This is a genomic window from Paracoccus sp. SSK6 (assembly GCF_039770665.1).
GTDB lineage: Bacteria > Pseudomonadota > Alphaproteobacteria > Rhodobacterales > Rhodobacteraceae > Paracoccus.
In genome coordinates this window covers 20,574-33,573 of the sequence record NZ_JBDPNJ010000008.1, presented here as the reverse complement: position 1 = coordinate 33,573, position 13,000 = coordinate 20,574, and the positions used below count along the sequence as shown (strand labels likewise).

12 protein-coding genes are annotated in these 13,000 nt (G+C 67.9%); 4 read left to right on the top strand and 8 right to left on the bottom strand.

The genetic code is table 11. The features are described from left to right. Positions 1–27 precede the first annotated feature (27 nt). Positions 28–774: an outer membrane beta-barrel protein gene (locus tag AAIL68_RS07695; RefSeq protein ID WP_347139130.1), complete on the top strand. Its 747-nt coding sequence runs from the start codon at positions 28–30 to the stop codon at positions 772–774. Between the two features lie 53 nt (positions 775–827). Here AAIL68_RS07695 and pdeM read toward each other — a convergent pair whose 3' ends face one another. Genes pdeM through AAIL68_RS07670 form a run of 5 tightly spaced genes read right to left on the bottom strand, consistent with a single transcriptional unit; the run spans position 828 to position 7,136 of the window. Further along, positions 828–1,493, bottom strand: coding sequence for a ligase-associated DNA damage response endonuclease PdeM (pdeM, locus tag AAIL68_RS07690; protein ID WP_347139129.1), 666 nt, complete (start codon positions 1,491–1,493; stop codon positions 828–830). Beyond that, on the bottom strand, positions 1,490–3,865 hold the full coding sequence (locus AAIL68_RS07685; protein WP_347139127.1) for a ligase-associated DNA damage response DEXH box helicase: 2,376 nt from the start codon (positions 3,863–3,865) through the stop codon (positions 1,490–1,492). Before AAIL68_RS07685 ends, pdeM begins: the two co-directional genes overlap by 4 nt. Further along, positions 3,862–5,412: a cisplatin damage response ATP-dependent DNA ligase gene (locus AAIL68_RS07680; RefSeq protein WP_347139125.1), complete on the bottom strand. Its 1,551-nt coding sequence runs from the start codon at positions 5,410–5,412 to the stop codon at positions 3,862–3,864. Before AAIL68_RS07680 ends, AAIL68_RS07685 begins: the two co-directional genes overlap by 4 nt. Continuing rightward, on the bottom strand, positions 5,409–6,401 hold the full coding sequence (locus AAIL68_RS07675) for a ligase-associated DNA damage response exonuclease (RefSeq protein ID WP_347139123.1): 993 nt from the start codon (positions 6,399–6,401) through the stop codon (positions 5,409–5,411). The genes AAIL68_RS07680 and AAIL68_RS07675 overlap by 4 nt, the downstream gene beginning before the upstream one ends. A gap of 30 nt (positions 6,402–6,431) precedes the next feature. Next, entirely contained in the window at positions 6,432–7,136 is a 705-nt protein-coding gene (locus AAIL68_RS07670; protein WP_347139121.1) for a YafY family protein, read from the bottom strand. Positions 7,137–7,200: 64 nt separating this feature from the next. On the opposite strand from AAIL68_RS07670, the gene AAIL68_RS07665 reads away from it, so the two are divergent. After that, positions 7,201–7,767 (top strand): glutathione S-transferase, encoded by a 567-nt coding sequence (locus tag AAIL68_RS07665; protein WP_347139119.1) that lies wholly within the window; start codon positions 7,201–7,203, stop codon positions 7,765–7,767. Here the strand turns inward: AAIL68_RS07665 and AAIL68_RS07660 are convergent. The 3 genes from AAIL68_RS07660 to AAIL68_RS07650 all read right to left on the bottom strand — a co-directional run bounded on the left by AAIL68_RS07660 (position 7,764) and on the right by AAIL68_RS07650 (position 10,694). Next, the gene (locus AAIL68_RS07660; RefSeq protein WP_347139118.1) at positions 7,764–8,654 is read right to left on the bottom strand and encodes a DMT family transporter; all 891 of its coding nucleotides are present in this window, start codon (positions 8,652–8,654) and stop codon (positions 7,764–7,766) included. The genes AAIL68_RS07665 and AAIL68_RS07660 overlap by 4 nt on opposite strands. A 121-nt stretch (positions 8,655–8,775) precedes the next feature. Beyond that, positions 8,776–9,066, bottom strand: a complete 291-nt coding sequence (locus AAIL68_RS07655; protein ID WP_347139116.1) for an HU family DNA-binding protein — start codon at positions 9,064–9,066, stop codon at positions 8,776–8,778. 149 nt (positions 9,067–9,215) lie between these two features. Next, positions 9,216–10,694: an AMP nucleosidase gene (locus AAIL68_RS07650; protein ID WP_347139115.1), complete on the bottom strand. Its 1,479-nt coding sequence runs from the start codon at positions 10,692–10,694 to the stop codon at positions 9,216–9,218. A 93-nt stretch (positions 10,695–10,787) separates the two neighbouring features. On the opposite strand from AAIL68_RS07650, the gene AAIL68_RS07645 reads away from it, so the two are divergent. Both AAIL68_RS07645 and AAIL68_RS07640 read left to right on the top strand, forming a co-directional pair. Beyond that, positions 10,788–11,693, top strand: a complete 906-nt coding sequence (locus AAIL68_RS07645; protein WP_347139114.1) for an SDR family oxidoreductase — start codon at positions 10,788–10,790, stop codon at positions 11,691–11,693. Beyond that, positions 11,647–12,906: a UbiH/UbiF/VisC/COQ6 family ubiquinone biosynthesis hydroxylase gene (locus AAIL68_RS07640; RefSeq protein WP_347139113.1), complete on the top strand. Its 1,260-nt coding sequence runs from the start codon at positions 11,647–11,649 to the stop codon at positions 12,904–12,906. The genes AAIL68_RS07645 and AAIL68_RS07640 overlap by 47 nt, the downstream gene beginning before the upstream one ends. Positions 12,907–13,000: the final 94 nt, after the last annotated feature.

Genomic DNA, 13,000 nt, shown 5'->3' with positions numbered 1-13,000 from the left:
TGAACTTTCCCTTTGAAGGAGCCTCCAATGCGTCACACCTTCTTTCTTGCGACCTGCACCCTGGGAACGCTGTCGGCCGCATCCGGTGCCTTGGCGGGGGGCTATGTCGCCCCTGTAGCCGAACCCGTGGTGGCCGCGCCCGTGGTCGAGGCCGCCCCGGTCAGCGACTGGGCGGGCGGCTATGCCGGCGGCTCCATCGGCTACTCCTTTGGCGGCGGCGATGAGGTGGGTCTGGACCTTTACGAAAGCGACACGCTGGTCCAGCGGGGTACGAACCTGGGCTCTGTCGATGTCAAGGGCGTGACCGCAGGCCTTCATGCCGGATACCGCTGGCAGCGCGACAACTGGGTCTTCGGCCCGGAACTGTGGATCGAAGGCGGCAGCGTCGATGCCACCGAGACCGTTGACTTTGGCGGTGCGATCGACGTCGAATCGACCGTCAACTATATTGTCGGACTGCAACTGAAGACCGGCTATGTCGTGAACCCGCAGACGCTGGTCTACGGGACGGCGGGCGCGGTTTACGGCGACTTCGACTATACCCTCTCGGATGCCGCCGGCTCCGAGACCGTGAACTATGACGCGAGCGGCTATTCGCTGGGGCTGGGTGTCGAACGCAAGCTGCGCGACAACCTGTCGGTCTTCGCGGAATGGCAGTATCGCAGCTTCGGCAAGACCGAGGTGACCTATGACCTTGGCGATGGGGATGCCCTTAAAACCCGCGCCACGCCGGAACATCACAACATCAAGGTCGGCGTGAACTTCCGCTTCTGAGGCTGGAGCCTCAAGAATCAAAGGCCGGGCGCAAATTGCGGCCCGGCCTTTTTTCATGCCCGGCGGCCCCGGCGCGGCATGGCGCCGACCGGCACCGGCAACGCCCGCGCACCGCAGGCGATGGCCAAGCCCTGCGGCACCAGAGCCGTCAGGACAGGGCTGTCGATGGCAAGCCCGCCGGTATAGGCGCCAAAGGCCGGCAGGATCAGGTGGTCGCCCCCGACCAGGAAGCAGCGCCGCCGCTCGCCCGCCAGCCGCAGACAAGGGTGAAAATGGCCGGATACATCCGGCCCCTGCCCCGCCTGGTGGCGCAGCACCAAGCCATCGGCCAGTTCATCCACCGTCTCACCCGGCAGGCGCGGGCAGACGGGGGCGGGGTCGTGGTTGCCGCTGATCCAGATCCAGCGCCGCCCCCAGGCCATGTCGCGCAGCCGGTCGCAGAGCATGTCGGGCAGCGCCAGGGCGGCGGCATCGTCGTCAAATCCGTCACCCAGACTGATGATAGCGGCAGGATCGGTCGCGGCGATCTCGGATTCCAGCCGGTCGAGCGTCGCCAGAACCTCATAGGGCGGCAACAGCGATCCGCCGCGCCGGGCCATGCGCTCGGACTTGCCCAGGTGCAGGTCGGCCACGATCAGCCATCGCCGTTCGGGCCAGTAGAGCGCGCCGGATGGCCGCGCCTCCAGTTCGTGACCCGCAAAGTCGAAGACATGGGTCATGCCAGCCCCGCCTCGGCCATGAGCGCCGCGGCCTCGGCTTCGGCCAGGCGTTCGCGGCCTTGGCCCGCGATGGGCACGCGGCCGAATTCCAGCAGCAGCGGTGCGGCAAGGGGCGTCACGCGGTCCAGCATGCGGTGGTCGTGACGGGGGGAGTGGTCCAGCATTTCCTCGATCCGATCGAAATCGACAAGGCCCCGGCGCGCTTCCTCGGCGGTAATGCGCAGCAGCAGATGGTCGGGGTCATAGCGGCGCAGGGTATCGTAAAGGATGTCGCTGGAAAAGGTTGCCTGCTTGCCGGACTTCCGCCCCCCCGGCATGTTGCGCTGGATCAGCCCGGCGATGATCGCGACATTGCGGAAGGTCCGCTTCATCACCGCATTGCCCGCCAGCCAGTCGCCCAGACCTGCCCGCAGGGCGTCGCGGTCCAGAAGCGGCTCGGGATCGGTCACCGGATCCAGCGACCAGATCCACAGGGCATAGTCGGTCGCGAGGAACCCCAAGGGGCCAAGGCCCGCATCCTCCATGGTCTTGGTCATCAGAAGGCCCAGCGTCTGCAAGGCATTGCGCCCGGCAAAGCCGTACAGCGCGAAATGCCACTGGCCGCGATGGGGAAACGTCTCGCTCAGAAGCACGCCGGGCTGCGGCAGGGTGCTGATGCGCGCCTGCAGGGCCAGCCAGTCGGCGGTGTCCCTGGGCAGAACCGAATGGCGCGAGGGATCGCCGATCAGCGCCTGCACCCGGTGCGAAAGCTGGGTGGAGGTCGCCAGCTTCAGCCCCGAATAGACCGCGATCCGGGGCTGGCGGGTCGGCTGCTTCGTGACCTCGACCGTCATTTCGCGCATGGCGTCATAGCGCACGGTCTGCCCGCCGATCAGGAAGGTGTCGCCGGGAACAAGGGTCGCGGCAAAGCCTTCCTCGACCTCGCCCAGCAGGTTGCCGCCGCGCCCGCGCAGGCGGACCTTCAGCATCTCGGCCTCGACGATGGTGCCCACGTTCATGCGCAAATCGCGCACCGCGCGGGGATCGCGCAGGCGCCACAGCCCGTCGCGCAGCATCAGCCGCTGCCAGCGGTCATAGGCGCGCAGCGCGTATCCGCCGGTCGCCGCGAAATCCAGGCAATCATCGAACTGCGCGCGGGACAACCCGCGATAAGGGCCGGCGGTGCGGACCTCGGCGAACAGGGCGTCGGCGTCGAAGGGGCCGGCGCAGGCGGTCAGCAGGATGTGCTGGCACAGAACATCCAGCGGCCCGGGACCGCGCGGCTCGCCATCAAGGTCATGTTCGTGCACGGCCTCAAGGGCTGCGACGCATTCGATCACCTCGAAGCGGTTGGCGGGCACGATGCGGGCGCGGGACGGGGCGTTGTAGCGGTGGTTGGCCCGCCCGATCCGCTGGACCAAGCGCTTCACGTTCTTGGGCGCGCCGACCTGGATCACCAGATCCACGGACCCCCAGTCGATGCCCAGATCCAGGCTGCCCGTCGCCACCACGGCGCGCAATTCGCCCGCCGCCATCGCGGCCTCGACCCGCTGGCGGGCCTCGCGGGCAAGACTGCCATGGTGCAGACCGATGGGCAGGTTGTCGTCATTGGCGGCCCACAAAGCCTGGAAGAACAGCTCGGCCTGGGCGCGGGTATTGATGAAGATGATGGTGGTGCGGGCCTGCTTGATCTCGGCCAGGACTTCGGGGATAGCGTAATGGCCGCCGCCGCCCGACCAGGGCGCGGGACGGGCGGTCGCCAGCATGGCGATGTCGGGATCGGGGCCGGGATCGGCCTGGATGATCCGGGCGGCGCCCATGAAATCGGCCAAGGCTGCGGGATCCTCGACCGTGGCCGACAGGCCGGTCGTCGCCACGCCGGACGCCAGCGCGCGCAGCCGGGCCAGGCACAGCATCAACTGATCGCCGCGCTTGTTCTCGGCCAGGGCGTGCAGTTCGTCCAGAACCACCCGGCGCAGGCTGCCGAAGATCTGCGGCGCCTGTTCATAGGACAGCATCAGGGCCAGCGATTCCGGCGTGGTCAGCAGGATCTGCGGCGGATCGACCCGCTGGCGCGCGCGCTGCGAGCTTCGCGTGTCGCCGGTGCGATCCTCGACCCGGATCGGCAGGTTCAGGTCGGCCACGGGGCGCGCGAGGTTACGCGCAATATCCGCCGTCAGCGCCTTTAGCGGCGAGACATAGAGCGTGTGCAGCCCCTTGTGCCCGTCCTTGAGGTCCACCAGCGAAGGCAGAAATCCGGCCAGCGTCTTGCCGCCCCCCGTGGGGGCGATCAGCAAGGTGTCACCCTTGGCCTCCAGCAAGTCCAGTTGATGCGGGTGCGGCTGCCAGCCCTGGCGGGCGAACCAGTCCTGGAACGCGGGCGGCAGGGTCACGGGATCATGGCCTTCAGGGTGGACAGGTGGTCGGCCTCGGAGGCGGGCTTGTCCCAGCGGATGCGGCTGATGCGGGGAAAGCGCATGGCAACGCCGGATTTGTGACGGCCCGAGGCGTTCAGGCCTTCGAAGGCGACCTCCAGCACCAGCTTCGGGGCAATGGAGCGGACGGGACCGAAGCGTTCCACGGTATTGTTCCTGACGAAGCGGTCCAGTTCGCGCAACTCCTCATCGGTGAAGCCGAAATAGGCCTTGGCGACCGGGACAAGCTGGTCCGCGTCCCACAGCCCGAAGGTGAAATCGCTGTAAAATCCCGACCGCTTGCCATGGCCGCGTTGCGCATAAAGCAGCACGGCATCGACCACATGCGGGTCGCGCTTCCACTTGAACCAGGGCCCGCGCGGGCGCCCGCCGACATAGGTGGAATCGCGGCGCTTGATCATCACGCCCTCGATCACCGGGGCCGGAGGATCGGCGCGCAGGGCGGCCAGATCGTCCCAGGTGGCAAAGTCCAGAAGCGGCGAGACATCGATCCGGTCGCTGCCGAAATCCGCCGCTTCCAGCACGGCGCGGCGCTCCATTAAGGGCAATTCGCGCAGATCGCGGCCCTGCCAGATCAGCAGGTCATAGACGCGCAGGCTGGCCGGGTGGCTGTCCAGCATCCCCTTGCCCACCTGTTTGCGGCCAAGGCGTTTCTGCAGGTCGCCGAAGACCGCCACGTCATCGCCCCGCCGCACCAGAAGTTCGCCGTCCACCGTGCCGTCGAAGTTCAGCGCCTCGATCAGGTCGGGGAAGCTGCCGCTGATATCCTCGCCCGTCCGGGAATAGAGCCGCCGCACCCCGCCGTCGTTGATGGCCTGGACGCGGATGCCGTCCCATTTCCATTCCGCGACATAATCGGCGGGATCGAAGGCTTGCAACTGGTCCAGATCGACCGCCGTGGACAGCATCACGGGGCGGAAGGGCGCGCGGGCCGCCTGTTCGGGCCGCGCACCGCCCGCGATCCAGTCGAAGAGCGGCTGATAGGGCGGCGTCAGCCCGTGCCAGATCTCCTCGATCTGCGCCACATCGGGGGCACCCATCTCGGCCAGGGCCATTCGCGCCATGCGGGCGGACAACCCGATGCGCATGTTGCCGGTCGCGAGCTTCAGGAAGGCCAGCCGCTGCGACGGACCAAGCCGGTCCAGCATCCCGGCGATAGCGGCGGGAAGCCCCGCCTTGCCGGTCTCCGACAGCAGCGCCACCGCCTGGGATAGCGGCACATCCTCGTCGCGGTCCATGTCCCAGAGCAGCGCGATGGTTTCCGCCAGATCGCCCACGAAGTCATAGGACAGCGCGAACAGCTGTTCATCCACGCGTTCGACCATCAGCCCGCGCAGCAGGCCGGGCGTCACGGTGCGCAGCTTCAGATCGCCGGTCAGCGCGGCCAGGGCATAGCCGCGATCCGGGTCGGGGGTGGCTTCCAGGTAATGCCGCAGCAGCCGCAGCTTGGCATTGCGCGCAGGCGTGAAGGCCAGGCGTTCCAGCAGGTTCGCGAAAGCCCTCATTCCGGCTCGTCCTCATAACCGACCAGGCGCAGGGGACGGGCGGGAATGCCCTGCAACTCGCACCAGCGCAGCAAGCCGTCCTCGGCCCCATGGGTGATCCACACTTCCTGCGGGGCGAGTTCCCGGATCGTTTGCGTGACCTGCGGCCAGTCCACATGGTCGCTGATGACCAGCGGCAGTTCGACGCCGCGTTGGCGCGCCCGCGCCCGGACCGCCATCCAGCCGGATGCGAAGCCGATCACCGGATCGCGGAAGCGCTGCACCCAGGCCGAGGCAAAGGCGGATGGTGGGGCGATCACCAGTTGCGCCTCCACCCGGTCGGCGGTGGCGGGCACCAGCGGGCCAAGGTCGATGCCTTGGGCGACATGGTAATCGCAAAGCCTTTGCAGCGCGCCATGGATGGCGATCGGCCCGTCGATGCCCGCCGCGCGGGCTAGCATGATCAGCCGCTGCGCCTTGCCCAGGGCATAGGCGCCGATCAGGTGGGGACGTTCGGGAAATTCGGCCATGCTGGCCAGCAGGCGGGTCATTTCTCCCGCAGGGTCGGGATGCTTGAAGACCGGCAGGCCGAAGGTCGCCTCGGTCACGAAGATGTCGCAGGGGACGGGTTCGAAGCCTGCGCTGACCGGGTTCGGGTGGCGGCAGTAATCGCCCGAGACCACGATCTTCGGGCCATGCTCGGGCTGGACCGCGATCTGCGCGGAACCCAGGATATGGCCCGCCGGATGGAAGCTGACGGTGGTGTCGCCCACCCGGACCGGGCCATCCGCCGCCTGCCGCTGGCCCGGAAAATCCTCGCCATAGCGGATCGCCATGATCTCCAGCGTCTGGCGCGTCGCCATGACCGCGCCATGGCCTGACCGGGCGTGGTCGCCGTGCCCATGGGTGATCAGTGCGCGGGGCACCGGGCGGATCGGGTCGATGTAGAAATCACCGGGGGGACAGTAAAGCCCGGCGTCGGTCGGGTGCAGGATCTGATCGGCGCGCATGGGCCCAAGATGGTGAACATTCCATGAAAATCAACGCGCCGCCCGGAAGGGATGTTCCCGGCGCGCCTGCGCATAATCGCGGACCATCGCCACGCGCCGGGGCCGGAAACTGTCGCCCGTCAGGCTGGCCGCCGCGATGCGGTTCACGTGGAAGACCCGGTAATCCATGCGCAGCCGACAATGGGCCAGCAGCATCAGCGACTGGTCGGAATAGGACAGGCCCAGCGGCCAGATCACCCTTTGGGTCTGCTGGCCGTTCAGGTCCACATAGTCGATCAGCAGCGCCTGTTCGTCCCAGCAGGCCGCGCGGATCAGCGCCAGATCGACGCTGGGCGCGGGCCTGTCGGGCGCTTGCAGGAAGCAACGGGTAATCGCGTGCATGGCCTGCCGCGCCTGGCGTTCCGGCAGCGTCGCCACGATCCGCGCCAGGGCGTCGCGGGCCGCGCGGACCAGATCATCGTCGCCGATCCCGGCCAGGGATTCGACGGCCAGGCGCAGCGCCTCGATTTCAAGGCGCGAGAAGCTTTGCGGCGGCAGGGCCGGGTCCTCGGTCAGGGTATAGCCAAGGCCCGCCTCGCCGTCGATCAGCGCGCCGCCCGCGCGCAGGGTGGCGATGTCGCGGTAAAGCTGACGCAGGGACACGCCGGTTTCCCCTGCCAGCCGCGCGGCGGTGACGGGCGCGGGCAGGCGGCGCAGCGCATCCATCAGGCGCATCAGGCGGTCGGTGCGGGCCATGCTGTCCCCTTCTGTCAGCAGTCCACGCTATCCTGAAGCCGCAAAAGCCAAAGGAGGCAAGCCCATGCTGACACTCTACCATGCCCCGCAAAGCCGGTCCGACAGCATCGTCACGCTGATCGACCTGATGGGGATCCGCGACCAGGTGGAGATCGCCGAGGTCACGATCCCCCGCCAGGACGGCAGCGGCAGCACCGATCCGAAGAACCCCCACCCCGAGGGCAAGGTGCCCTATCTGGTCGCAGGCCACGACCATGTCCGCGAAAGGGGCGCGATCATCGCCTTTCTGACCGACCGCTTTCCCGACAGCGGGCTTGGCCGCCCGGTGGACCACCCGCAGCGCGGCGCCTATCTGTCCTGGCTGTTCTATTACCAGGGCGTGATCGAGCCGGTGATGATGCTGCATTACCTGAAGATCGACCATCCCGTGTTGCAGGCGACCTTCCGCGATTACGACACGATGCTGCGGCGGCTGGAGGAGGCGCTGGCGCATGGACCTTTCCTGCTGGGGCAGGATTTCTCGGCGGCGGACCTGCTCTGCGCCTCGCCGTTCATCTTCTTTGGCGAGGGGATGCCGGTAACGCCGGCCGTCAGGGAATGGGTCGGGCGCTGCGCCGAAAGACTGTCCTAACGCACCAGGCGGACGACCGGGGCGGGCGCCTTGGACAGTTGCACGGCCAGGATGCCCGCCATGATGATGCCGACGCCGATCACATCGCCCATGGCCAGATGCTCGCCCAGAAGCAGGGCCCCGGTGGCCACGCCGAAGAAAGGCGTCAGGAAATGGAAGGTCGCGGCCCTGACCGCGCCGATGCGGCCCACCAGCTTGAACCAGATCCAGGTCGCCACCAGGCCCGGCACGATCACGGTGTAAAGAAAGGCCCAGACCAGGCGGGGATTGGGATCGACATGCCAGTCCTCCAGGATCGGGGCTACGACCGACAGGGTGGCGGCGCCGACCAGCATCTGCAAGCCCACGACCATCATCACGTTGCCGCCCGCGCTGGCGCCCCGCACGGTCAGCGTGGCGACGGCCAAGGCCAGCGCCGCGGCAAAGCACATCCCGATGCCCGTCAGGTTGCTGCCGCCCTGCAGACGCGCGCCCATGATGACCGCCACGCCGATCAGCCCCAGGGCCAGGCCCGCAACCCCCAAGGGCCGCAGGCGCTCGCCCATCAGCAGGAAACCCAGACCCGCCACGATCAGCGGCATGGTGGCCGCGATGATCGAGGCCAGTCCGGCCTCGATCCACTGCATCGCCACCCAGTTGAGGCCCAGGTACAGCGCGTTCTGACACAGTCCCAAGATCACCACCGCCCGCCATTGCGCCCGCGTCAGGCCACGCCATGTCTCGCCCATCATCCATGCGATGACGACGCCCATCGTGCCCGACATCGCAAAACGCAGCGCCAGGGCGAACAGCGGCGGCACCTCGGTCACGATCATCCGGGTCGAGGTGAAGGCCGAGGCCCACATCACCGCGAAGACCACCCCCATGAAGATCGCGCGAATGTCCATGCGAAGGCCCCGTCTGCAGATGATGCGGAAGGGCTAGCAGGTCGGTCCTGCCGCAGAAAGGCCAAAATGGCAAAGGCCGCGCCAACCGGCACGGCCCTGTTCATCAGCCCTGGCGCGGGGATCAGCTGTTGACGCTGTCCTTCAGCGACTTGGCGACCGTCACCTTGACCTGCTTGTCGGCGGGCTTGGTCATCATTTCCTGGGTCTGCGGGTTGCGGACCTGGCGTTCCGGGCGGGCGCGGCAGGCGATCTTGCCGATGCCGGGGATCGTGACGGAGCCGCCGGCAGCGACTTCGCGGGCGACGACGGCGGCAATCGCGTCAAGCGCGGCGGATGCCGATTTCTTGTCCGAACCCATTTCCTCGGCCAGGGTCGCAACCAGCTGGGTCTTGGTCATCGGTTTTTCAGCCATGGATCTGTCTCCTCTTGCCCTGTTCTGCGGGGCCCACTGATAGCGCCTTTTGCGGCATAAGGCCTGCTACACACCGTTTTCCCCAACAGTTCAAGCCTTTTTCACCGTTTCCTGACAAAGCAGGCGCCGCGTGGCCGCTTGACGCCGGGTCACAGGAAGGCGGTTTCGTTGAAGGAGCGCAGCTTGCGGGAATGGATCCGCTCGGGCGGCATCTCGCGCAGCTTTTCCATGGCGCGGATGCCGATCAGCAGATGGCTGGCGACCTGCGTGCGGTAAAAATCGGTGGCCATGCCCGGCAGCTTCAATTCGCCATGCAGCGGCTTGTCGCTGACACAGAGCAGCGTGCCATAGGGCACCCGGAAGCGGAAGCCGTTGGCGGCGATGGTGGCGCTTTCCATGTCCAGCGCCACGGCCCGCGCCAGCGACAGGCGGTGGATCGGCGTGTCGCGCAACTCCCAGTTGCGGTTGTCGATGGTGGCGACCGTGCCCGTGCGCATGATGCGCTTCAGTTCGTATCCTTCCAGCTGCGTGACCTCGGCCACGGCCTGCTCCAGCGCCACCTGCACCTCGGACAGGGTGGGCAGGGGGATCCAGACGGGAAGGTCGGCGTCAAGGACGTGATCCTCGCGCAGATAGGCATGGGCCAGGACGAAATCGCCCAGCCGCTGGCTGTTGCGCAGGCCCGCGCAATGGCCGACCATCAGCCAGACATGGGGGCGCAGGACCGCGATATGGTCGGTCGCGGTCTTGGCGTTCGACGGCCCCACGCCGATATTGACCAGCGTGATCCCCTGGCCGTTCGCGCGCTTCAGATGATAGGTCGGCATCTGCGGCATCTTGGCCAAGGCCGCCAACGGGGCGTCGGGTTCCCGGATCTCCTGGTTGCCGGGCGCGACGAAGCTGTCATAGCCCAGCGCCGGGTCGCCCAGGACGCGGCGGGCGAAGGCCTCGAACTCGTCCACATAGAACTGATAGTTGGTGAACAGGACGAAGTTCTGGAAATGGCCCGCCGCCGTGGCGGTGTAATGCTGCAGCCGCGCCAGGGAATAGTCGATGCGCTGCGCCGTGAAGGCGGCCAGGTGCAGCGATCCGTCGGGCATCGGGCCCGCCACGCCGTTCACGATGTCGTCGTTCATGGTGTTGAGATCCGGCACGTCGAAGATGTCGCGCAGGGAAAAATCCAGCACCCCTTCCTGCGGCACCGCCAGGTCGCTTTGGGCAGCCACAGCGAAATGGACGGGCATGGGCGTGTCGCTGACGCCGACTGTCACCGGCACGCCGTGGTTGCGGATCAACAGGCCGATCTGCTCCAGCAGATAGTTCTCGAACAGGTCGGGCCGGGTGATGGTCGCGGAATAGCTGCCGGGCGCCACGACATGGCCGAAGGACAGGCGCGAATCGACCTGCGGATGGGTCGGCACGGTCAGGCGCAGTTCGGGATAGAAGGCGCGGTAGCGGGCGATGGGGTGATTCCCTTCCAGCGCCTTGATGAAGCGGTCCAGCAGAAAGCCGGTCGATTGCGTGTAAAGTTCCTGCAGGCGCGCCACGGCGGCGGCGGCATCGGTGAATTGCTGGCGGCCGGGCGCGTCGGGGGTTTCAACCGGAAGATAGCGGGAATCCGTGTCCATCGTTCTTGTCCTTGCTTTGCCCCGAGCCTGCCAGTCCGGCCCGGCACAGGCAAGCGTCTGGCGTCCCCGCCCCTGCGCCGTTACGCTGGCGTCATGAAGATGCTTGTTTTCGGTCACGGCTATTCGGCGGGCTTTCTGACGCCGCTGCTGCGGGAACGCGGCTGGCAGGTTCCGGGCACGACGCGGAACGATCCCGAAAGGGTCGCGGCGGCAGGCGCGGTGCCGATCCTGTGGCCCGGAGAGGAAGCGCGGCTGCGCCAGGAGATCGCAACGGCGGATGCAATCCTGGTCTCCGCCGCGCCCGGCCCAGGGGGCGATCCGGTGCTGGCGGCATTCCGCGACGATCTGGCGCAAGCCAGGCCCCGCTGGCTGGGATACCTGTCCACGACCGGCGTTTACGGCGACCGGAACGGCGGCTGGGTGGACGAGGACAGCGACCTGGACGCAACCGGCCCGCGCGGGGAAGCCCGCATCAGGGCCGAGGGCGACTGGCGCATGCTGGCGAACCAGGCCGGGCTGCCGCTGCACATCTTTCGCCTTGCCGGGATCTATGGCCCCGGTCGCGGGCCGTTCGAAAAGGTGCGGAACGGCACGGCGCGGCGGATCATCAAGCCGGGCCAGGTCTTTTCGCGCATCCATGCCGAGGATATCGCCCAGGTGCTGCTGGCCTCGCTCGACCGGCCCGCGCCGGGGACCGCCTATAACGTCTGCGACGACGACCCCGCCCCGCCGCAGGATGTGCTGGCCCATGCGGCGGAGCTGCTGGGACTGCCGCCGCCGCCCGAAGTCCCGTTCGATGAGGCCGAGATGACCCCCATGGCGCGGTCCTTCTATGCCGACAGCAAGCGCGTCTCGAACCGGCGCATCAAGGAGGATTTGGGCGTGAGGCTGCGCTATCCCGATTATCGCAGCGGGCTTGCGGCGATCCTCGAGGCCGAAGGCGGATCGCCGCATGGACTTCGCCCTGCGCCCGTGCATGATCGCGGCGATGGAACATGACGTTGACATTCTAATCGCAGGCGGCGGGCTGAACGGGCCCACGCTGGCGCTTGCCCTGGCGCAGGCGGGTCTGCGCGTGGCGGTGGTCGATCCGCGCCCCGCCGATGCGCGTGCGGGCGACAATTTCGACGGGCGCGCCTATGCGCTGGCGGTGGCCTCGCAACGGCTGCTGAAGGCGCTTGGGCTGTGGCAGGGCCTGGCGGGCGACAGCCAGCCAATCCGCCAGGTCAAGGCCTCGCAGGGCAAGCCGGGCGAGGGTGCCGCGCCCTTCTTCCTGCATTTCGACAGTGCCGAGATCGAGGAAGGGCCCGTCGGCTACATGCTGGAGGATCGGTTCCTGTATCGCACCCTGCTGGCCGCGATGGCGGGCAAGGTGCAGCACCTGTCGGGCCTGTCGGTCACGGACCAGCAGGTCACGCCGGGCGGGGTCGAGGCGACCCTGTCCGATGGCCGCCGGATGCGCGCCCGACTGCTGGTCGGTGCGGACGGGCGCGGATCGGGCGTGGCCCGGCGGGCAGGCATCCGGCGGCAGGGATGGGATTACGGCCAGACGGCGCTTGTCGCGGCCATTGCCCACGAACGCCCGCATGGGGGCATCGCGCAGCAGTATTTCATGGAAACCGGCCCGCTGGCGATCCTGCCCCTGCCCGGCAACCGCAGCAGCGTCGTCTGGTCGGAAACCCATGACAACGCCCGCGCCATCGCCGCCCTGCCCGACGATGCCTTTCTGGACGTGCTGCGTCCGCGCTTTGGCGATTACCTGGGCCGGATCGAACTGGCAGGCGCGCGCTTCACCTATCCGCTGAGCCTGTCGCTGGCCGAACGCTATGCCGCCGAACGGGTGGCCCTGGTGGGCGATGCGGCCCACGGCGTGCATCCGATCGCGGGCCAGGGTCTGAACCTGGGCCTGCGCGACGTGGCGGCCCTGGCCGAGGTTCTGGTCGATGCCGCCCGCCGGGGCGAGGATATCGGGTCCGATCTGGTGCTGGAGCGGTATCAGGGCTGGCGGCGGTTCGACGGGACCGCGCTGGCGCTTGGCATGGACGGGGTGAACCGGCTGTTCGCCAGTGGCAATCCCGTCCTGTCGGCGGCGCGCGGCCTGGGCATGGGGATCGTCAGCCGGGTGCCCGCCCTGCGGCGCGGCTTTATGCGGCAGGCGGCGGGACTGTCGGTCGATCCCATGCCGAGGCTGCTGACGGGGCGGGCGCTGTAGCGGGCGCAACGGCTGCGGGCGTTGCACGGCGGCACGGCGCAACGGTGCGCGCCTTAGGCACCCGTCCAGGCCAGCAATCGCCGGGATTTCCGCC